Annotated in this window: 22 protein-coding genes, 1 other RNA gene and 1 pseudogene; 5 read left to right on the top strand and 19 right to left on the bottom strand. The window is 36.4% G+C overall.

Annotated features, from left to right (window positions below; translation table 11 throughout):
• The 8 genes from CBF31_RS02935 to CBF31_RS02970 all read right to left on the bottom strand — a co-directional run bounded on the left by CBF31_RS02935 (window position 1) and on the right by CBF31_RS02970 (window position 7605).
• The gene (locus CBF31_RS02935; protein WP_126830802.1) at window positions 1-1086 is read right to left on the bottom strand and encodes a carbamoyl phosphate synthase small subunit; all 1086 of its coding nucleotides are present in this window, start codon (window positions 1084-1086) and stop codon (window positions 1-3) included.
• Window positions 1086-2375 (bottom strand): dihydroorotase, encoded by a 1290-nt coding sequence (locus CBF31_RS02940; RefSeq protein WP_126830804.1) that lies wholly within the window; start codon window positions 2373-2375, stop codon window positions 1086-1088. Before CBF31_RS02940 ends, CBF31_RS02935 begins: the two co-directional genes overlap by 1 nt.
• Complete coding sequence (locus tag CBF31_RS02945; RefSeq protein WP_126830807.1) at window positions 2375-3292, bottom strand: aspartate carbamoyltransferase catalytic subunit; 918 nt, start codon at window positions 3290-3292, stop codon at window positions 2375-2377. The genes CBF31_RS02940 and CBF31_RS02945 overlap by 1 nt, the downstream gene beginning before the upstream one ends.
• A 25-nt stretch (window positions 3293-3317) precedes the next feature.
• Window positions 3318-4604, bottom strand: coding sequence for a solute carrier family 23 protein (locus CBF31_RS02950; RefSeq protein ID WP_126830809.1), 1287 nt, complete (start codon window positions 4602-4604; stop codon window positions 3318-3320).
• A 192-nt stretch (window positions 4605-4796) separates the two neighbouring features.
• Complete coding sequence (gene pyrR / locus CBF31_RS02955; protein ID WP_126830811.1) at window positions 4797-5330, bottom strand: bifunctional pyr operon transcriptional regulator/uracil phosphoribosyltransferase PyrR; 534 nt, start codon at window positions 5328-5330, stop codon at window positions 4797-4799.
• 202 nt (window positions 5331-5532) lie between these two features.
• Window positions 5533-6435, bottom strand: coding sequence for an RluA family pseudouridine synthase (locus tag CBF31_RS02960; protein WP_126830813.1), 903 nt, complete (start codon window positions 6433-6435; stop codon window positions 5533-5535).
• Between the two features lies 1 nt (window position 6436).
• Entirely contained in the window at window positions 6437-6892 is a 456-nt protein-coding gene (gene lspA / locus CBF31_RS02965; protein ID WP_126830815.1) for a signal peptidase II, read from the bottom strand.
• Window positions 6892-7605 carry a CBS domain-containing protein gene (locus CBF31_RS02970; protein ID WP_126830817.1) on the bottom strand — a complete coding sequence of 238 codons (714 nt, stop codon included), beginning with the start codon at window positions 7603-7605 and terminating at the stop codon, window positions 6892-6894. Before CBF31_RS02970 ends, lspA begins: the two co-directional genes overlap by 1 nt.
• A 183-nt stretch (window positions 7606-7788) precedes the next feature.
• Between CBF31_RS02970 and CBF31_RS02975 the strand changes: the two genes are divergently transcribed.
• The gene (locus CBF31_RS02975; protein WP_126830819.1) at window positions 7789-7995 is read left to right on the top strand and encodes a cold-shock protein; all 207 of its coding nucleotides are present in this window, start codon (window positions 7789-7791) and stop codon (window positions 7993-7995) included.
• Between the two features lie 14 nt (window positions 7996-8009).
• On the opposite strand, the gene CBF31_RS02980 is transcribed toward CBF31_RS02975, so the two are convergent.
• Entirely contained in the window at window positions 8010-8450 is a 441-nt protein-coding gene (locus CBF31_RS02980) for an EbsA family protein (RefSeq protein ID WP_126830821.1), read from the bottom strand.
• Window positions 8451-8526: 76 nt separating this feature from the next.
• On the opposite strand from CBF31_RS02980, the gene CBF31_RS02985 reads away from it, so the two are divergent.
• Entirely contained in the window at window positions 8527-8934 is a 408-nt protein-coding gene (locus CBF31_RS02985; RefSeq protein WP_126830823.1) for a ribonuclease HI family protein, read from the top strand.
• Window positions 8935-8965: 31 nt separating this feature from the next.
• Here the strand turns inward: CBF31_RS02985 and hemH are convergent.
• From hemH to CBF31_RS03010, 5 genes and pseudogenes are all read right to left on the bottom strand, one after another.
• Window positions 8966-9913: pseudogene (gene hemH / locus CBF31_RS02990) on the bottom strand (ferrochelatase).
• 114 nt (window positions 9914-10027) lie between these two features.
• Window positions 10028-11188: a THUMP domain-containing class I SAM-dependent RNA methyltransferase gene (locus tag CBF31_RS02995; RefSeq protein ID WP_126830825.1), complete on the bottom strand. Its 1161-nt coding sequence runs from the start codon at window positions 11186-11188 to the stop codon at window positions 10028-10030.
• Between the two features lie 86 nt (window positions 11189-11274).
• Window positions 11275-11643: RNase P RNA component class B (gene rnpB / locus CBF31_RS03000), an RNA gene on the bottom strand.
• Window positions 11644-11664: 21 nt separating this feature from the next.
• Window positions 11665-12027 (bottom strand): cell division regulator GpsB, encoded by a 363-nt coding sequence (gene gpsB, locus CBF31_RS03005; RefSeq protein ID WP_126830827.1) that lies wholly within the window; start codon window positions 12025-12027, stop codon window positions 11665-11667.
• 96 nt (window positions 12028-12123) lie between these two features.
• Entirely contained in the window at window positions 12124-12660 is a 537-nt protein-coding gene (locus CBF31_RS03010) for an SLOG family protein (protein ID WP_126830829.1), read from the bottom strand.
• A 71-nt stretch (window positions 12661-12731) separates the two neighbouring features.
• On the opposite strand from CBF31_RS03010, the gene recU reads away from it, so the two are divergent.
• Entirely contained in the window at window positions 12732-13373 is a 642-nt protein-coding gene (gene recU / locus CBF31_RS03015) for a Holliday junction resolvase RecU (protein WP_126830831.1), read from the top strand.
• Window positions 13357-15843 carry a PBP1A family penicillin-binding protein gene (locus CBF31_RS03020; protein ID WP_126830833.1) on the top strand — a complete coding sequence of 829 codons (2487 nt, stop codon included), beginning with the start codon at window positions 13357-13359 and terminating at the stop codon, window positions 15841-15843. Before recU ends, CBF31_RS03020 begins: the two co-directional genes overlap by 17 nt.
• A gap of 39 nt (window positions 15844-15882) precedes the next feature.
• Here the strand turns inward: CBF31_RS03020 and nth are convergent, their stop codons facing one another.
• From nth to CBF31_RS03040, 4 genes are all read right to left on the bottom strand, one after another.
• Window positions 15883-16527: an endonuclease III gene (nth, locus tag CBF31_RS03025; protein ID WP_126830836.1), complete on the bottom strand. Its 645-nt coding sequence runs from the start codon at window positions 16525-16527 to the stop codon at window positions 15883-15885.
• 20 nt (window positions 16528-16547) lie between these two features.
• A complete protein-coding gene (locus CBF31_RS03030; protein WP_126830838.1) occupies window positions 16548-17258 on the bottom strand; it encodes a DnaD domain-containing protein in 711 nt (236 codons plus the stop codon).
• Between the two features lie 95 nt (window positions 17259-17353).
• Entirely contained in the window at window positions 17354-19669 is a 2316-nt protein-coding gene (locus CBF31_RS03035; RefSeq protein ID WP_126830840.1) for a cation-translocating P-type ATPase, read from the bottom strand.
• 35 nt (window positions 19670-19704) lie between these two features.
• Window positions 19705-20232, bottom strand: a complete 528-nt coding sequence (locus CBF31_RS03040) for a lysozyme family protein (RefSeq protein WP_170167855.1) — start codon at window positions 20230-20232, stop codon at window positions 19705-19707.
• A gap of 359 nt (window positions 20233-20591) precedes the next feature.
• Between CBF31_RS03040 and CBF31_RS03045 the strand changes: the two genes are divergently transcribed.
• The gene (locus tag CBF31_RS03045) at window positions 20592-21209 is read left to right on the top strand and encodes an acetate uptake transporter (protein WP_126830844.1); all 618 of its coding nucleotides are present in this window, start codon (window positions 20592-20594) and stop codon (window positions 21207-21209) included.
• 81 nt (window positions 21210-21290) lie between these two features.
• Here the strand turns inward: CBF31_RS03045 and CBF31_RS03050 are convergent, their stop codons facing one another.
• A complete protein-coding gene (locus CBF31_RS03050; RefSeq protein ID WP_126830846.1) occupies window positions 21291-21803 on the bottom strand; it encodes an adenine phosphoribosyltransferase in 513 nt (170 codons plus the stop codon).
• Window positions 21804-21805: the final 2 nt, after the last annotated feature.

Here is a 21805-nt window from a genome sequence, read left to right on the forward strand (position 1 = left end):
TTAAAGAGTCTCCTTCCATGTATCCATTAAATCCATAAAGTTATCAAACAAGTAAAGTGCATCGGTTGGTCCTGGTGCCGCATCTGGGTGAAATTGAACCGTAAAAGCGGGATAATTTTTGTGTTTCAAGCCTTCTACAGTCTCATCGTTAATCTCACGGTGAGTAATAAGTAAGACCTCATCGTCAATACTTTCTGGGTCAACGGCATAGCCGTGATTTTGTGAGGTGAAATCCACGCGACCTGTTGCAATTTCTCTAACAGGATGATTGAACCCTCGGTGTCCAAATCTCATTTTATAAGTATCCGCATGATTAGCTAAAGCGAATAATTGATGGCCTAGGCAAATTCCAAAGATTGGCACCTTCCCTTGAATACCACGAATCATCTCTAAAACCTCTGGTAAATCTTTAGGATCTCCAGGTCCATTACTTAACATGACCCCATCAGGTTTTAGTGTTAGGATAGCTTCTGCTGTAGTGTCGTAAGGTAACACCGTAATGTTACAATTACGTTTGCTCAATTCTCTAAGAATACTGTGTTTCAATCCAAAATCTACGACCACTACATTTCTTCCTGTTCCCGGACTTGGGTAAGGTTTACTGCACGACACTTGTGCCACTTGGTTAGTCGGCATTACCGTTGCTTTAAGGGCATCAAAGGCATGGTCAAGATTAACTTCATCGTCTGCATCTACAATACAGCCTTTAATCGTCCCTTCTTCTCTTAACTTACGTGTCAATTTTCGGGTATCAATACCAGAGATGCCTGGTATATTCTTAGCTTTCAAGAAGCTATCTAGGGAAAGATGACTGCGCCAATTTGATGGCACTCGTGCATGCTCACCGACCACTACTCCCTGACAAGTAGGTTCAATCGACTCGAAATCATCGCGATTAATGCCATAATTTCCAACTAACGGATAAGTAAAGGTAATAATCTGTCCGTTAAAACTTTGGTCAGTTATGGCTTCTTGATAACCGGTCATCCCTGTTGTAAAAACAACTTCTCCTGTTGTAAATCGTTCAGCACCAAACCCTTCTCCGTGAAACATCGTGCCATCTTCTAGTATCAATACTCGTTTCATTATGCGTTCCCTCTCTCCCAAACAATTGTACCGTCGACTACTGTCAGAACGGTTTCTCCTAATACTTTCCACCCAAGAAATGGGGTATTACATGATTTTGATAAGAAGTCTTCTTTTTCAATCCCTACTTCTGTCTCAATATCAAAAACCGCAATGTCTGCTGGCCCTCCAACTTGCAGACGTCCTGCTTCTAGGTTAAATAATTTTGCCGGCTCCACTGTCATCCAGCGACTAACTTGTTCTAGCGTAAAAATACCAGTCTTTACAAAGTGTGTATACATTAACGAGAATGCTGTTTCACTGCCAACTATCCCAAATGGAGCGTTAAGCATGCTCTGATTTTTTTCATCTTCTGAATGCGGGGCGTGGTCTGTTGCGATACAATCGATTGTGCCATCACGTAATCCGGCAATCAGAGCTTGTCTATCGTCCTCTGCTCTTAGTGGTGGATTCATTTTAAACCTGCCGTGGTCTTCTGTAATGATATGGTCGGCTAAGATTAAATGATGAGGACAAACCTCGCAGCTCACTTTTACTCCAGCTTGTTTCGCTTCTCTAATAATTCGAACACTTTCTTTTGTTGAGACATGACAGACATGGTAGTGAACGCCTGTTTCTTCTGCCAATACTAAATCTCTAGCAATTTGTGAGGATTCGGTCGCACTCATAATCCCAGGTAGCCCTAGCTCCTCTGATTTCTTCCCTTTATGCATACAACCGCCGAACAATAAGCTCTCGTCTTCCGTATGTGCTACCAAAGGTCTGTTATTCTTTGCTGCTTCTTTCATTGCCAAGTACATCGTCCCAGCAGTCTGAACACCGACACCATCATTAGTAAAAGCAGGGGCACCTGCTTGGGTTAACTCTTCCATATCGACAATTTCTTCTGAATTAAGTGAATGCGTAATCGGCGCATATTGATGAATTTTTATAATACTATCTTGCTCAATGAGATTTTTTAAATCGTTATATTTTTCTAATGTATCAGGTACTGGATCTAAGTTTGGCATGGCACAAACGGTTGTGTACCCGCCTCTTGCAGCAGCCTTACTTCCAGTTTCAATGGTTTCTTTATGACAAAACCCAGGTTCTCTAAAGTGGACATGAAGGTCAACTAATCCTGGTGTTACTAAATGTCCATCCAAATCCACAACTTTATCAAAGTGTACGCCTTCTTTTTCAAAATCTAATCCGATAGCCTTTATTTTTTTATCCTCTATCCAAATATCACTTGGAATGGTTTGATTATGTTCTGATACGACCTGCCCATTTTTTAGTAAAAGTTTCATTATAACGACTTCCCTTCTAAGATAGATTCTAAAATTGCCATTCTCATAAACACTCCATTTGTCATTTGACTTACGATTCTGGACTGTAAACTTTCCACTAATTCATCTGCCAGTTCGACATCACGATTAACCGGTGCTGGGTGCATGATAATTGCTTCTGGTTTTAAACACTTGCTACGCTCAACCGTTAACCCGTATTGTTCGTGATAGCTCTCTTTTGAAAAAACAGTTCCTGTTTTATGACGCTCATGTTGAACTCTAAGTAACATCAAGACATCCACTTTTTTTACTAACTCATCTATTTCTAAGTACTCACCAAATGCTTCGAATTTTGGATCAAACCACTCTTTGGGCCCTGAGAAATAAACCGTCGCCCCTAAGCGTCTTAAAAGTGCCATATTGGATTTTGCTACTCGTGAATGACTTAAATCCCCGACTATTCCGACCGTTAACCCTTTAAACGTTCCAAACTCTTCATAAATTGTCATCATATCTAGTAGACACTGTGACGGGTGTTGCCCACTGCCGTCACCCCCATTTATGATAGCCGTCCGAATCGTAGGACTTTCGATTAAATCATGATAATAGTCTTCTTCTGGATGTCTGATTACACAAGCTGAAACACCTAGTGCTGATAGGGTAAGGATAGTGTCATATAACGATTCACCTTTATTGATAGAACTAGTGGCTGTTTCAAAAGGTATCACGTTAAGCCCTAATCTATTCTCGGCAACTTCAAAACTTTTATGTGTCCGTGTACTGTCTTCAAAAAATAAATTTGCTACGAATACGGGTTCACTTGGAGTCTGCCAAGTTTCACCTGCTTTAAAGTCCTGTGCCCGTTTGATTAATTGCATGACTTCTTCATTTGTTAAACTTTCACTTGTTAAGAGATGTTTTAGATTTGCAATCGTCATACTTCCTAACCTCCCTTTCTCTCTTTTATTTTTCGCTTAATGCTTTTTCTGGTAAAACAAGGTTTAATACGATTCCGAATAATGTTGCAAGTGCCATTCCTGATAGTTCGAACGGTCCTGATTTAAACATTAGTCCACCGATACCGACTACTAAGATGACTGAGGCAATGATTAAGTTACGTTTTTTATCAAAGTCGATTTTGTTATCAATCAAAATTTTAAGCCCGCTTGATGCGATAACTCCGAATAAGATAAAGCTAATCCCTGAAATAACAGGTCCAGGTATACTTAAGATGACTGCGCTAATTTTTCCGATAAAGCCTAAGACAATCGCAAGTACTGCCGCTCCTCCTAGTACAAAGACACTATGAACACGTGTGATGGCAAGAACTCCAATATTTTCACCGTAACTTGTTACTGGCGGCCCTCCTACAAAACTCGCTGAAATTTGAGCTAATCCATCTCCTAAAATCGTGCGTGATAGACCTGGATCTTCAAAGTAATTACGTTTCGTTAATTTATTTAATACTGTGATATGACCGATATGCTCAGTCATTGTGACAAACGCGATAGGGGCCATCGTGGTGATTGCTCCGATATAAAGCTTAGGTTCGTAGTTCACAAATGGAATTTCGAAATTTGGTAAAGCGAACCAAGCTGCATCTACAATCGGTTGCGTATCGACAATTCCAAAGAGCATTGCCACACCATATCCTGAAATAATTCCCAATAAGATTGGAAGTAAGCCGATAAAGCCTTTTAGAAACATGTTGAAGATAATCGTTAATCCTAGTGTGATAAGTGCTACTGCAATATATTTTGGACTATAATCACCTGTTGGCGTTAACATCGCATTTTGAGCGGCACTTCCTGCAAGCCCCAACCCGATTACCATAACAACTGGCCCTACTACAATCGGTGGTAATAATTTATTAATCCAATCCGAACCGATTTTTTTAATAATCAGTGCTACAATCACATACACTAACCCGGTTGTTAAAGCGCCTTGAGCAACTGCCGGATACCCTTCTGACTTCATTAACATTTGCATCGCTGGGATGAAAGCAAAACTACTTCCTAAATAGGCTGGAATTTTTGCCCCTGTTGTTGCCATATACACCAGCGTTCCTAATCCTGAACTTAGTAAGGCAATTCCTGGGTCAATGCCGACCAGTATTGGTACTAAAACTGTTGAACCAAACATCGTAAATAAATGTTGCAAGCTTAGCCCGAACCACTGTAAGGGCTTGGGTTTATCCTTTATATCAAGTACCGCATCCGTATTTCTAAATTCTTTTGTTGTCTCTGTCATATTATTTCGCTCCACTTCTACTTTATTTTTGTGTAAGAAAAAAACCTCACCTTAGCACACACTAAGATGAGGTTCTCACAAAGATACCCTGAAGAAGTTCCTAGTGACACAGTCGGTCCCCAGGCTTTCAGAATTCAATGCTTTTCTCAGTCTCTCTGTACTAAATTAAAAAGCAACTATTTAGTTATAACCTTATTTTTGAATATAAATACGGTCTTGTTTATCAGCTTCTACCATCTCTACAACCACTTTTTCTGTCGCTGCTGTTGGTAAATTTTTTCCTACATAGTCTGCGCGGATCGGCAACTCTCGGTGACCTCTATCCACTAAAACTGCTAAGGAAATTTTTTCTGGGCGTCCAAAATCCATCACCGCATCCAGTGCTGCACGGATTGTTCTCCCTGTATATAAGACGTCATCAATTAAGATAACATGTTTACCAGCAATATTTTCTGGCATTGATGATTTTGTTAAATCTGGTTTCACATTTGGGTCAAATCCTTGATCATCACGGTACATCGTTGTATCTAACTCACCTACTGGAAGTTCTAAACCCTCTAGCTGGTGCAGACGTTCTGAAATACGCTTTGCAATATAAACGCCTCTTGTCTTAATTCCGACTAGTACAAGATTTTCAATCCCTTTGTTACGCTCAATAATCTCATACGTCATACGAGTTAAGATACGTTTCATCGTGACCTCATCAATTACTTCTGTTTCTACCATAATGGTCGCCTCCTTTTATCACAACAAAAAACTCCTACCTTTACTAAGAAAGGCAGGAGTATATAGTTATCCTGTAGACAGACTGAGACTACTACTCGTCTGTTGTGCCTTCTTAGCCTCACGGGACTATTCTTAAAGGTGATGTTTAGTTGTGTGTTATTTCTTATAACGTACTTTACACGTTTTCAAACTTAATTGCAAGCTATTTTGGTAAATTTGCTAAAGTTTCTTCAAATAATGGTGGGAGTGGTGCTTCAAAATACATCTCTTCACCTGTTTTTGGATGCGTAAAGCCTAATACTTTCGCATGTAAGAATTGACCATTACCTGGCAATGTTTTACGAGGACCATATAATGGATCCCCTGCGATAGGGAATTTAATATATTGCATATGCACACGAATTTGATGTGTACGTCCTGTTTCTAATTGACATTCAATTAAGGTAAACTCTTCAAAATTATCGATCACTTTGAAATGAGTGACAGCAGGTTTCCCACCCTCAATAACTGCTTGAGATTGACGGTTTAATTTTGAGCGTCCGATTGGAGCATCGATTGTTCCTTTTTCATGAGGAATTTCACCATGAACTAATGCAATGTAACGACGTGTCGCTGTTTTATCTTTTAATTGTTTGCTTAATGATTCATGAGCTTCATCATTTTTAGCAACCATTAATAAACCAGATGTATCTTTATCAATACGGTGAACAATCCCTGGGCGAATTACATCATTGATACTTGATAAGTTTTTGATATGGTAAAGTAACGCATTTACCATTGTCCCTGATGGATGACCTGCTGAAGGGTGAACAACCATTCCTTGAGGTTTATTTACTACTACAACATCCTCATCTTCATATACGATTTCAAGTGGAATATTTTCAGCTTCCACTGTTAATTCAACTGGCTCTTGGCGGATAATTTCAATAGCATCATCAGCTTTAACTTTATAGTTAGCTTTTACCACTTCACCGTTAACTGTTACAAACTCGTCTTTTAACCATTGTTGGATTTGAGAACGAGAAAATTCCTTAAATGTTTCTACAATTACTTTATCTATTCTACCCTTTTGATCGGTTACGATCATGTTTAATTTTTCTTCCATGTTAGTCCACCTTGTCTAATTTTTCGTCGAGTAAAATATATATAAAGACACACCCAACCCCGACAGTTAAGGCCATATCCGCTACATTAAAAATAGGAAAATTAAAGAATTCTACTTGGAACATATCCACCACATAATTCAAACGAATACGGTCAATCAAATTCCCAATCGCCCCACCTAATATTAAACTTAAACCAATTGTTAACCACTTACTACTCTGTAAATTCTTAGCTAAAATATAAACGACAACAGCGCATGTCACGGCTGTAATAATGTAGAAAAACCACATCTTACCTTCCAACATACTCCAAGCTGCCCCTTCATTATGTAAATGAGTTAGTGATAGTATCGGATTATGAAACACAGTTTCACCAATCTCGATTGAATTCATTACCGCGTATTTGACTATTTGATCAACACTAATCACTGCAGCGGCTACTATTAAATACACTAGCATTAACGTTTCCTCCACTCTTCATAATACGCTTGGAAAAACTCTTTCGGACGAATTAACCCCATAAGCTTTCCATTAGTCTTACCATTATCTGTAATTAAAATTGCTTCTGTAGTTGGATCATTTAAAAATAATTCCATTCCCTCAAAAACAAAGGCATCTTTAGAGACCAATTTATAGTTCTCTTTTTTACGATCCGATTGCAACACACTTCCTGCCGTTTGACCTTTAACATCTATCTGATGATTTTTCCCATGAGCTGCTAGCCATAACCCAATACCGTTTGCTGTTAAAAGACCTACAATTTCAGCCTTATCATAGATAGGAAACTGAGAAAACCCTTCCTGCGCCATTCGGTCAAGTATCGTAGTTAAACTTGTTTCCTTACTAAACACGACAACTTTCTTTTTAAAACGAGGAACAATTCGTTCAGGTTGTTTCAATTCTGATTCGATTGTTTTTATTTTCTTTATAATCCATTCATTAGGTTCAGCTATAATAAAATTCGGAGAAATTCTATCATGTACAATCGCATTTCTTAATTGAGCAATTTCAATTAAATCATCTTGAAATTTTTTGACAAGTAAATCAGGTCGTTTGGATAAGCGCCTTACTAAATCTGTAAACCCTATATTTCCTTTACCTTGATACTGTTCTTGCATCCATTTCTCTATTCGATTAAATGTTGCTAAAAATTCATCTGCTCTTGTTTTCATTGCTACATCCCTCACAGTAAAATGACGTTTAAATGAATGTTGTGTCACCTTACTATAATAACAGTTAATGGTCTAAAAAGCCAAATAGATTTTATTTTACTATCTTAAGTATAGTTGACCAAACCTATAAAGAATTCTATAATAGCCTTAGGTATCTAATTTAACTCATTGGAGGAATGTAAGATGGCGAATGGTACAGTTAAGTGGTTCGACGCTAAAAAAGGGTATGGCTTTATTACTTATGACGAAGGCGAAGAAATTTTCGTGCATTTTACAGGAATAAATAGTGATGGTTTTAAAACATTAACAGAAAATCAACCTGTCACTTTTGATATCAAAGAGGCTCACCGTGGCCTTCAAGCAACTAACGTAACTTTATCAGAAAATTAAAAAGAGCCGACTAACTAATTAGTCGACTCTTTTTTTGCACTTACAATTTTCCCAGAAAACGTTTCTTTTTCTTGAATATGGGCTGTGAAACGAGCTAAACTCTTTTTACTCATAATAAGCGTATAAACCTCATCGTTCATCATTACAATAGTAAAGCCATTCGCCCCTACTGATACTTTATTTATCTCTGACAATCTCAAACGCAGACTATTTTTTCTCAGTATTGCTCTGATAATTAAGTGATTATCTGTTAAATCGAAGTAACGCGACCACCCCATGTAGATAAACCCACATGCTAGCACTAAAAATAAAATACTAAGTGCATTAAGCGATTTTTGCTCTAATAAGGCTATAATACTTAAAAATAATAACCCAAAACTAAATGACCAATAAATAAGACTTGTTGCTATTTCTGGTTGCCAACGGTATCGATTTGTAACTTTCTTTTCGTTCATACAAACTCCTTGTGTTTCATAATGATATATTCTATACTACCATAAAACTAAACGAATAAGAATAGGAGCTTTACAGATGTTAAAAATCTATGTTGATGCCTCAACCAAAGGTAACCCCGGACCCAGTGGTTCAGGCATTGTTTTTATTGACGGGACGACTCAGCAGCAATATCATTTTCCACTAGCCATCATGAGTAATCATGAAGCTGAATTTGCCAGTCTAAAATTGGCATTAACACTCGCATTAGAACAAGATAAGCGACATGATACGACACTTGTTTACACTGATAGTAAAGTCGTAGCAGAAACCATAGACAAAGGTTTTACACATAATCAAACGTTTCAATCCTACCTAAAAGACATTCAAGACTTACTTCCTAAATTTCCCTTAATTATTATTCAGTGGATTCCTGAAAAGCAAAATAAAGGAGCAGATCATCTTGCCAGGCAAGGGTTACAAAAAGCGATTAAGACTATAAAATAAAAAAGAATCACGAAAAACTCGTGATTCTTTTTTATTTATCTTCAACCAAAGAAACAAGTAGGTCTATAAATTCAGGTGAATCATTAAAAGGGTGGATATAATTAAATTCTACTCCACCGTTTTCCATAAAGTAATCGTGATTTTCACTTTCAATTTCTTCGATTGTCTCAATACAATCCGACACAAAACCTGGTGTAATAACTAAGACATTTTTTATACCCTTTTTCGGGAGCTCCATTAAAGTTTTATCAAGTGCTGGTGTTAACCATTCTGCAGGACCAAATTTTGATTGATAACACACTCTAATAGGTGTTTCGATTTCTAATGTTAAGAGCAGGGCATCTGTTGTTGCCTGACATTGCTCTTGATAAGGATCACCCTTTTCAACTTAACTTACTGGGATCCCATGATATGAGATAACAACTTCATCAGGATTGTATTTTTGAACACCCTCTACCACTTGCTTCGCTAATAGCTTTATATATAACGGGTGATCAGTAAACTCTCTTACAAAATGTAAATGAGGCATATTTTCTTGCTTCAGATAATGCTTAAATACCGCATCGTTAATTGAGGCTGTCGTCGTTGTTGAATATTGAGGATATAACGGAATTATTGTAACCTCTTCTATTCCTTCTTCTTCGAATTTCATTAGAGAATTAGAGATAGAGGGTTCACTATACGCCATACCAAAACGTACAGAATAATCTGGTAGTTGTTCTTGTAATAATCTAGCTTGCGCCTTTGTATAGACTAATAATGGCGACCCTTCTTCTGTCCAAATCTCTTTGTATAAAGCAGCCGATTTCTTAGGTCGTGTGTTTAAAATAATACCATGTAATATCGGCAACCACTTCCATCTCGGTGTATCTATAACACGAGGATCTCCTAAAAATTGTTTAAGATAATGTCTGACTTCTTTTTTTTCAGGCTTATCTGGTGTTCCAATATTAGCAATTAAAATTCCCTTCTTTTTCAATATATCCCTCCTTAATCTTTCTACCTTATTAACATACTCTCAAAAAAAGGATAATACAACAAAAAAGTAGAGCCTTCTGACTATGTCAGCTAGCTCTACTTCATTATACATAAATTATTCCTCTGTTTTTTCAACGCGAGGTGCACGTGGTGGGCGCGTTCCCCAATATTGGAATAAATCTGTTCTTAACGCCCCATTATAAAGTTTACGTTTTTTAGTTGCACGTGCTTTATAGTGAGTTTCAAATGTTAAGTCACTTGTTAAAATATATTTACTCCATGTTTTAAGTGGACGATACGTCTCACCCATCTCACGGTATAATTGTTGAACGGCTTCTTCTTCACCTAAACGCTCACCATATGGCGGGTTAGCTACAATAACACCGTATTCTTTTTCTGTTGTAAAATCTTTTAATTGCATTTGTTTAAAGACGATTGAATCACCTAATCCAATTTCTTCAGCATTACGCTGTGCCACTTGAATCATCTTACCATCAATATCTGACCCCATGATATCTAACTTGATATCATAATCCGCTTTAGCATCTGCTTCCGTACGAACTTTTTCAAAAATAGCAGCATCTACCCAATCCCACTCTTCGCATAAGAATTCACGGTTAAAGCCTGGTGCAATATTGTGCCCCATAAGAGCCGCTTCGATACAGATAGTCCCCGATCCACATACAGGATCATAAAAAGGACGGTCTTTACGCCAGCTCGTAAGCATCACAAGTGCTGCTGCCATATTTTCTTTAAGTGGTGCACCACCTTTTTCTAGACGGTAACCACGTTTGAATAAACTAGGACCTGTTGTATCTAATGTAATCGTCACGTGATCTTTTAATAAAGCGACTTCTAATGGAAACTTAGCACCTGACTCTGGTAAGCGACCATAACGGTGATACACTTCACTTAAACGACTTACGATTGCTTTTTTAGTAATCGCTTGGCAATCAGAAATACTAAATAAAGTTGATTTTAAAGATTTTCCTGCTACCGGGAATTCTGCATCCATCGGTAGAATATCTTCCCATGGTAAAGCTTTTGTTTTTTCAAATAACTCGTCAAATGTTACGGCTTTAAATTCACCTACAACAATTTTAATACGGTCAGCAGTTCTTAACCATAAATTTGCTGTAGCAATTGTTTCGATATCCCCGTGAAAAATAGCTTTTCCATTTTCAACTTGACACTCAATCCCTAAATCTCTTAATTCTTTCCCTACAAGTGCTTCCATACCACTTGCTGCTGTTGCTATAATTTTAAATTGTTTCATTTTATCGGCTCCCTTTTCTGGGTATTTATTTATAATCGAAAAAAAATCCTCCCAATTATGGAAGGAAATCCTGATAACTTGTAGTTTTCTATAAGCCATGTTCTGTATCATACCTTCTCAGGAAAAAAAGTATAATGATAATCATCTGTCTACAGATATATCTGTCTCTTTTCTTGTTCATTTCCTAAAAAAGAGTGCCCCTACCTTAGTTTGGGTTGCTCGCTCGAGGGGTTTACCGCGTTCCACTAACACCATTTCTAATGTTACTTCGTCACTGTGGCACTTTCAAGACTACTCCCCCATAGCCGGAGCCTTAGGAGTTTTATCTGCCGTTACCTGCCAGGCAGGTACCTTAGCTTATTTTTTCGCTAAGCACGAACACTACAAGCATCGCAGCTTGTGCGAGCATGGACTTTCCTCAGCCTAGTCAAGCTAAACCGCGATTATCCGAAAACTACAAAATTAATTATATTATATTAGAATGATTTTGTCTCATCTAAATTAGTTTCAGCATCTTCTGCTTCCATAATTTTATCACCAAACACTTTTTTCTCCAAGTTTGATAAACGTTTTAGAATATCAAAGTTTGTAGATCCTGTAGCTGATTGAGTTGGCTCTTGTTTAATACGAGATAAAGTCGCTTGGCTCTTAGTTAATTGGTCAACCTTAGCTAATAAACGTTCCTTTTCTTCTTTTAAACTTAAAATTTCACGAGCATATGATTCGTAATCTTTAATGATACCATCTAAAAACTCGTCTACCTCAATTTGATCGTAACCGCGCATTTTAGTTTTAAATTCTTTTTGTAAGATTTCTCTTGCCTCATAATTCTTTGTCATTTTCAGCACCTCATTAATTTATTAAATCAATTTTTCTATATTATTTATACACTAATAATTTTATTGTACCCAATAACGCTAGGAAAATCAATCAGTTTAATAATGTTCCTGATAATTTTGCAAATCATCCATCGTAACTTGCCACAGTTCATAATTCCCTTGTTCTTGTAACTTTTTTATATCTTTGTGAAGATAACTCGTTTTACCAGGATACTCTTCATCATAAATGAGTAACGCTCCATCAGTATGCGACAATAAGAATTGAGTATGATTACGAAGTTGCTGAGGTGTCTCATATGGTTTGTGAGAGGTCGCCTCACAAAAATCAGCGTGAGTTTTTAATTTCATTAATTGAGTTTGATTTTTTTCATTCCACTGCTCACCAAACCCTTCAAAAGGAAAAATAGCTGCAAGTGATAATTCTGGATAGTCTTCCTTTAGCTCGATACAAACATCACATGCCCACATCTCAACACCTAAATTACCACCTAACATTATCCACTCTAACCCTTCTTCAATTAATTGAACAATATTTTTTTTTATAACATTCTTAATAATTTTAATTTTAGGGTCATCTTCTTTAAAAACACCAAGTTCATAACTCCTATAGCCAGAAATATAGACTCTTTTCATCTTAATATGACACTACCCTTTCCATTATAATACGTTTTTTGGTATAATAAACTTCAGGAGTGTGACTTACCATGAGATTCAATTATCCAAATGGAACGACTTACTCTAATAGTGAGCCGAATCCTCAAAAAAAGCAAGTAAAAAAAACACCAGCTACTCACACTTTCGCTAATAGAGGGATGACCTTTGAGGAGGCAATTAATCAAAGTAATGAGTATTATAGGGAGCGACAAATTGCACTTGTTCATAAAAAGCCTACCCCTATACAAATTGTTAAAGTGGACTACCCCTCACGACGTGCTGCTGTTATACGTGAAGCTTATTTTAAACAGGCCTCAACTACCGATTATAATGGCGTATACGAAGGGTACCATCTTGATTTTGAAGCAAAAGAAACAAAAAATAAAACATCCTTTCCACTTCACAACTTTCATGAACATCAGGTCAATCATATGAAAGCTTGTAAAGAACATGGTGGAATTGCTTTTGTTTTGCTTTGGTTCTCAACCTTAAAACGTTGCTTTTTCATTGAAAGTGATTTAATAATCACCTTTTGGAAAGATAAAGAACAGAACCGAAAGTCTATCCCGCTAGCTCTAATAGAAGAGCAAGGAATAGAAATACATACTGGATTCAACCCAAGAATACCGTATATAACTGCATTAAGAACACATATCGAGAAGGAGACACACAATCATGCCAAAAGACACTAGTTCTGATCCATTAGAGCAAGCCATTCGAGCTGAAAAAAGTCGAAAATCAAAAAGAAAACGCAAGTGGATTGTCCGCTTTTTTATGTGGCTACTTGCCATTCTTTGTATTTTATTCATAGCTGGTGCTGGTTTTCTATACACCATCATTAAAGACAGCCCCAAGTTTGAAGAAAGTAAGTTAGCTGATAGCCTATCTTCTAGAATATTTGACCGAAAAGGAAAAATAATTTATGAAGTTGGGGAAGAAAAACGTGAACTTGCCGAAATTGACGAAGTACCAAAACAGTTAAAACAAGCCATTACATCTATTGAAGATAAACGCTTCGAAAAACATATTGGAATTGATCCCATTCGTATTATGGGAGCTGCTGTTTCTAACTTAAAAGGAAATAATCGTCAAGGTGGGAGTACATTAACTCAACAATTGATTAAATTATCTTTCTTTTCTACTGATGTTAAAGACCAAACCTACCGTCGTAAAATTCAGGAAGCTTGGATGTCTATCCAACTTGAACGTGAAAAATCGAAGGATGAAGTTATAAACTACTATATCAATAAAGTCTATATGTCTAATCGTTTTTATGGAATGGAAACTGCCGCTAAAGGTTATTATGGTAAAGAATTAAAAGATCTTAATTTAGCTCAATTAGCGTTACTAGCAGGAATCCCACAAGCTCCAACCGATTATGATCCGATTCTTCATCCTGAAGCCGCTAAAAAACGTCGCGATTTAGTCTTATCCGAAATGTATAAAGATAAAGCTATTTCTAAATCAGACTACGAAAAGTCTATTGAAGAACCTATTAATAAAGGCTTAATTGTTAATCAAGAAATTTCTAAAGATGCTAAAATTATTGATAACTATATTAAAGAAGTTATTGATGAAGTTAAAGATAATTCAAAATTAAATATTTATACGGATGGTTTGGATATTCACACTAACCTTGATTTAGATGCTCAAAAATATCTATACCAAGTTGTTAATTCAGACAAGTATATTGATTATCCTGATAAAGAATTCCAAACAGCTATTACTATTATGAATCCAAATAACGGACAAGTATTAGCACAAATTGGAGGGCGTCATGTTCCTGATAATATTCAATTGGGAGAAAATTTTGCTGTTACTGCAGAACGTGATTTCGGCTCAACTGTTAAGCCTATTACGGATTACGCTCCTGCTATTGAGTATTTAGGATATTCAAGTGCTAAATACATTTTAGATGCGCCTTACACATTCCCTGGTACTAATGATAAAGTTATGAACTATGACAATCGTTATCGCGGAAACCTAACAATGCGCGAAGCATTAGTTGATTCCCGTAATGTTCCAGCTGTTAAGACGTTAGAAGAAGTTGGATTAGAAGATGCTGGAGATTTCCTAAGAGGTTTGGGTATTGATTATGGCGACGATTTCTATCTATCCAACGCTATTACAGGAGACCCCTCTTCCCTTCAAATGGCCGGTGCTTATAGTGCCTTTGCTAATGGTGGGACTTATTACAAACCTTATTATGTTAATAAAATTACTTTGCCAGACGGACGTGAAGCTAGTTTCAAACCAAAAGGTGTCCGTGCAATGAAAGAATCCACAGCCTATATCATTACTGATATGCTTAAAGATGTTCTTCGTCGTGGTACTGGTAATGAAGCTAATATTCCTGGACTGCCACAAGCTGGTAAAACAGGTACTTCTAATTACGCTGAAGATTTCTTAGATCAAGTGACAGGCGATGCTTATTACGGTGCCCCTGATATTAGTTTTGTTGGATATACAAGAAACTATACGATTTCTATTTGGACTGGGTATCATAAATACAGTCACGCTATTAGTAAACAAGATCAAAACATAGCGATGTTGATTTACAAAACATTAATGACTTACTTATCAAAAGATATTGAAACACCTGATTGGGAAATACCTGAAAATGTATCTAAAGTAGGACAAGAACTGTATGTTCTTAACCACGTTAATGAAAAAGCTAAGAAGAAGAAAAAAAATACAGCTAATATGAAACAAGAACCGATTTGGTCAGATAATAGCGAGACTAAAGACACTTCTTCTAAAGATGATTCGAATGCAAACAATACTAATCAAAATTCAAATAACTGGAACAATAATTCAGGACAAAACAATGTTACAGAAGCACCAACTACAAGCGGTGGTGGCGTGACGGAAACACCAACTACTGGTGGTGGCCAACAAACAGCGCCACCAGCTACTGAACCACCAGCTACTGAACCACCGGCTACTCAGCCGCCAACTACTCAGCCGCCAACTACTCAGCCACCGGCTACTGAACCACCGGCTACTCAGCCACCGGCTACTGAACCACCGGCTACTGAACCACCGGCTACTGAACCACCGGCTACTGAACCACCAGCTACTGAACCACCGGCTACTGAACCACCGGCTACTGAACCACCGGCTACTGAACCACCAGCAGCTGCAGGTGGCGATGATAAATAGTAAAAAAAACACTTAGAACAATAGGTTCTAAGTGTTTTTTTATACCTTCAACCGACTTTTTCCTTCTTGGCAATAATCAAGAAGGGGACACGATTCACATTTTGGCGCTCTCGCTACACAATGATAACGTCCAAAAAATATCATGCGATGGTGTGTTTTTACCCACATCTCTTTCGGTATTTTCTTCATTAAAGCTTCTTCAACTTCTAATACTGATGCACCTTGCTTGACGAGTCTTAATCGTTTTGAAACCCGTTCAACATGAGTATCTACGGCAATCGCAGGAACATCAAATGCATCTCCTAACACCACATTCGCAGTTTTTCTACCTACACCTGGGAGTGCCATAAGTTCTTCTCTCGTTTGAGGCACTTCACCATTAAAACGCTCTATTAACATGCTACAACAAGCTTTTATATTTTTAGATTTATTTCTATATAGTCCTATCGTTTTAATCATTTCCATTATATCCTCAACAGGAGCAGCTACAAATGCTTCTGGTGTTGGGTATTTTTCAAAAAGTGCTGGTGTGACTCTATTAACTGAAACATCTGTAGCTTGAGCACTAAGTGCAACTGCTATGACTAATTCAAAAGGATTTCGATGTGTCAATTCACACTCAGCTTTTGGAAACATTTCTGCCATAATCGCCAATACTTCAAGTGTTTTTTCTTTCGATAACATATTGTAACCTCACTTCTAAGTTATTTATCCTCAGCCCAATTAAACAAAGGTACTGTTGGTAGATCCTCTTCATGCTTAGCTTGTGCAGAGGCAATCTCTTTTTCTGACAATGAATTTTTTCTTTTTTTCTGATCTTGAGCAACTTGTTCTTTTGTCTTGATATTTTTACGTTCCCAATTTAAAAGGATCCGATCAATATATTTTAAACTATAAACTTGATTAAGTACTGCTTCTCTAAGAGCAAGTATAACAAGCTCTGGTTGGTAATTATCTTCTGTTAACCATATGCTGATAGTTTCAAGTTCAAATGGAGATAAAGGACGACCAAACTCTTTTTCAAAGGTTTGATAGAGCTCTTGAATTTTAATTTGCTCTGATTGTCTTGATTCTTCTACATGTTTTGCTTTATTTAATTGATCAAGCCTTTCGTATATCATTGTTAAATCATAACGATCTCCCGTTTGGCCTTGCTCATTTGTATGAGTCGTTAATTTTACAATTTTTTTTGATAACAAGCCTTCTAACATACTAAATATTTCTTCTGATGATACACCTATTTCTTTACTAATCATCATCAAATCAGGAAAGTCATTACCTTTACTTTCATACTGTCTTAATTTTAAATATAAAATTAATTCTTGCGGTGTCATTCCCAATTTATTAAAATTATCTAAAATCATATTTGAAATAACAGTTTCACCCGCTGTTAAATAATCTACCATAGCTAGCATATCTATCACTCACTTTCTTCTTCTATCAGTATAGCAACTTCTCTTACCACTTGTCACATATAACGTAATAAAAAAAGCCGCATGACTGCGACTTTCTATGCCTTTTTGTATACAAAGGCCGAGATTAATAAACGTAAAACAATCGTGATTAATAACATAATAATAAAAATCGGGAACGTATTTGCAGTTAATAAACCAATAAATAGAATTGAATGGAATAACATCGCCGCTACATAAATACCAATTACTGTTGTAACAATTAAAAATACACGTAATGGGTTAAGTGGTAAACATGCTCTAATCACACCTAACAAGCTTACACCTATTAATAAGTAATACATCAATGTTGTCGTTTCAATAGCTGTAAAGCCTCTATTTTGGCTAATAAAGTACACTGCGATAATATTCATTAAAACTAACATCGCATTAGGGAAAGCATTTTTTAATACTGTTGGTAAAAACTTAGTTGTTACTTTACGTTTATCTCCTTCAAACGATAAGAAGAATGCTGGATAGCCTTCAATCGCCAAATCAATCAATGTGATTTGAATAGGTACAAATGGAAACGCCAAAGTTGTTACCATACAAATAATAGATAAGAAGAACGAATAAATCGTCTTAATAAAGAAGACACTGGCAACTTTTGTCACATTATTAACAACTCGACGTCCTTCAAATAAGACATCTGGTAATGTTGTAAAATCAGAATCAAGCAATACTAAGTTAGCAATTTGACGGGTCGCACTATCCCCTTCCGCCATTGCAATACTACAGTCAGCTTCTCTTAAGGCAAGTACATCATTAACACCATCACCTGTCATTGCTACAACATGATCTTGTGCTTGTAATTCATTGACTAAGATTTGTTTTTGCTTAGGTGACACACGACCAAACACAGTAAACTCATTTACCGCTTTTCTAACAGAGGCTTCATCTTGATAATCTGATAAATCAACATATGAATCATAGCCAACTAAACCCGCTCGTCTTGCAATATTAGATACTGTTACAGGATTATCGCCTGAAATAACTTTAATACCCACGCCTTCTTTTCTTAAATAATCTAATGTTTGGTCAGCATTTTGACGAATTGGGTCATCAATTTCAAACACGGCTAATGGTTTAAGATTTTTAAAGCCATCTTCAGATACGTCTTCATCTTCACTAATAGCAAGCATTAATACACGGTACCCTTCTTCTTGACCATGTAAAACTTGAGGAGGTAAATCTTCTGCTGAAACCAAACGCTCAGGTGCACCTAAAACAACACCACCTAATCCTTCAAAATTAACAGCGCCCCATTTTCTTTCAGATGAAAAGGTTAATACTGATGTCGCATTGTATGTTTCTTTCTCTGGAAAGGCATCTCTTATAGCCTTCATTGTAATATTATTATCACTTGTTGCAGCAAGGTAACTGCCGATAATATCATCTAATTGTTCTTCATAGGTTTCATCTAATAATGCCACATCTTGAACTTTCATTTTCCCTTCGGTGATTGTTCCTGTTTTATCTAAACATAACATATCAACGTGTGCTAACGTTTCAACAGAATACATGTCTTGAACTAAAATACGTTTCTTAGCTAATTTTGTGACAGCTGTTGCTAGTGCAATACTAATTAACAATACTAATCCTTTTGGTAACATTCCAAGTAATGCCGCAGCCGCAGCTACAACCGCTACTTTAGGATCACTCTGTCTTAAAAATAGACCTTCGAATAATAAAATCAAACCAAGTGGAACAATAATATAACTTGTAAATTTTGATACTTTACGAATTGAATTCACTAATTCTGATTGAACAGGTTTGTGTACTTTTGCTTCTAAAGCAATTTTTGTCGCATAATTATCTTTCCCAACATGAACAACTTTTGCCACTACTTGCCCACTTGATAAAAAACTTCCAGATAGAAGTTCACTAGTCTCTTCTTTAACAATTAAATCAGACTCACCAGTAAGTAGTGATTCATTCACTTCAGCACGGCCTGCTAATACAGTCATATCACTTTGAATTTGCTCGCCTGCCGCTAAAATAACAATATCATCTACAACCAATTCGGTTGCATCAATGACTTGCTTCTTGCCATTACGAATAACGGTCGCTTCTTCTTTTGCAAGAATTGATAATTTAGCTACTAAATTACGAGCATGAATTTCTTGATAAATCCCAATCATAATATTCACTGCAATAATAGCTAAGTAGGCTAAGTTACTAAATGCTCCCACCATCATTAAGCAGATACCAATAACTAGATTCAGTAAATTGAATAATGTCCAAATATTATCTTTAAAAATATCTTTTGTTGATTTCGATACATTTTCTTCGAAATTATTTTGTTTTCCCTCACTAACACGTATTGCTATTTCTTCCGTTGTTAATCCAGTTTGCTTTTCTATAAATTTTTCCATGACCTTAACATTCCTCATCTCATCAAATGTAATTTCTAACTAAACCAAGGGATTTTGCTCATAACGTCTAATACTGACATGTTCCATTTTACAATATCTGCATAGAAGAAATTACCACCATCAATGTAAAGATGTCCCTTATTATATTTTAATGCTCTCAATGTCAAATACCTATACCTTTTATTACTATTATTTCCTAATAACGGTGCCAGTACTTCTCTAGAATATCGTTCTGCAATCTTAACATTGTGCCTTCCACCATTGTCCCTAACATATGGAATATAATTGCTTCCAAAATTATAGGCCTGGACCCCCGTCCAAATATCAGTGCCTTCATTTTGAGATTGTGTCAGAACCTCTGCTAAGTGTTTCACACCACTTTTGATACTTTCTTCAGAAGAGGTAATCTGATTTTGTTCCCCATATTTACTCTCGCTACTTTGCATTAAGTCTATATGTTGACCTTTAGTTTCAGTCAAAATAATCGCCAAAATGACATCATCAAATTCTTCCAATCCATAACGACTTGCTTCCTCTGCAACTACAGGTTTCCATAATTTCACTTCTTCGACCTGACTTTTTACTATATAAAATCGATAACAACCAAATATAATTAGCGCTAAAAGTATAAGTTTGACAAGACTGCCAAAAAAACGTCGCTTCTTCTTATTCCGTCGACTCATTCTATTCAAAACCTTTCTATTTCGATTGAATTTTATAAAAATTCAAATTATGCCTAGATTATCATCATACTATGAATAGCTTTAATTTCATAGGTTTCCAAGACTTCTTTAACAATTTTTTAGATAATCATAGAATTTACCGAAAAAATAAAGAAACTATTCATCTATAATTGACATACTTTTTACAGTGTGATATTTTTAACAGGTTGGTCTTATTTATTTCATTTAAGGAGAGAATTATGGAAAACAAAGAAATTATCGTAAAACATCACCTGATCGACCCATCAGGCATTGGTTTATTTGGGTTAGCTATGGTAACACTTGTTGCCTCGTCACAAAAATTAGGTTGGACTGAAGGTGTTGGCGGTGTCATCCCTTGGGCTATCTTCTTAGGCGGTCTACTACAAATCGTTGCAGCAGCTTATGATGCTAAAGAAAATAACGTATTTGGTGCGACTGCATTCTTTGCTTATGGCTTTTTCTGGTTAGGAACTGCAATGGCATGGATGATACAAAATGGACTATTTGGAGAATCTCTACAAGCAATTTATGATCCTAAACAAATTGGATTCGCTTTTATTGGCTATTTAATCTTCACATTCTTCATGACCATCGGTGCAACTGAAACTCATAAAGTTTTATTAGCAATCTTTACACTAATTAACTTTTTATTCATCGGGTTGGCATTATCTACGCTAGGTATTGCGGAAGGTTTCTTCCACAACTTAGCCGCATACTCAGAATTAGGTATTTCATTATTATCATTTTATGGCTGTGCTGCTGCAGTATTAAACAAACATTTTGGCTATACTTTCTTACCAGTCGGTAAACCATTAGGTATTTTCAAAAAGAAATAATAACACTTAACTCGTAACTTTATGTTACGAGTTTTTTTGTACAAAAAAAGAAGAAAGACTTTCATCCTCCTTCTTTTACTATTAAAACTCCATTAAATTGAAAATTTCATAACCTTCAATTTTTTTACGACCTTCTAATTCCATCAGTTCGATTAAGAAAGCGCATCCTACAACTACCCCACCTAATTTTTCAATGAGTTGGATCGTTGCTTCGATCGTTCCACCTGTTGCAAGTAAATCATCACAAATCAACACACGTTGGCCTGGTTTAATAGCATCTTTATGTAACGTTAGGATATCTGAACCATATTCTAAACCATAATCTACTTCGATTGTTTCACGAGGTAGTTTCCCTTTTTTACGTGCAGGTGCAAACCCTATTCCTAATTCATAAGCTACTGGACACCCAATAATAAATCCACGTGCTTCAGGTCCTACTACCATATCCACTTGTTTTTCTTTTGCATAATCAACAATTTGTTTTGTCGCTTCACGGTAAGCATCACCATCTCCCATAAGGGGTGAAATATCTCGGAAAGTTACACCTTCAACCGGATAATCTGGAATACTTGCAATATAATCTTTTAAATTCACGT

This window comes from Vagococcus fessus, from assembly GCF_003987565.1.
GTDB lineage: Bacteria > Bacillota > Bacilli > Lactobacillales > Vagococcaceae > Vagococcus_D > Vagococcus_D fessus.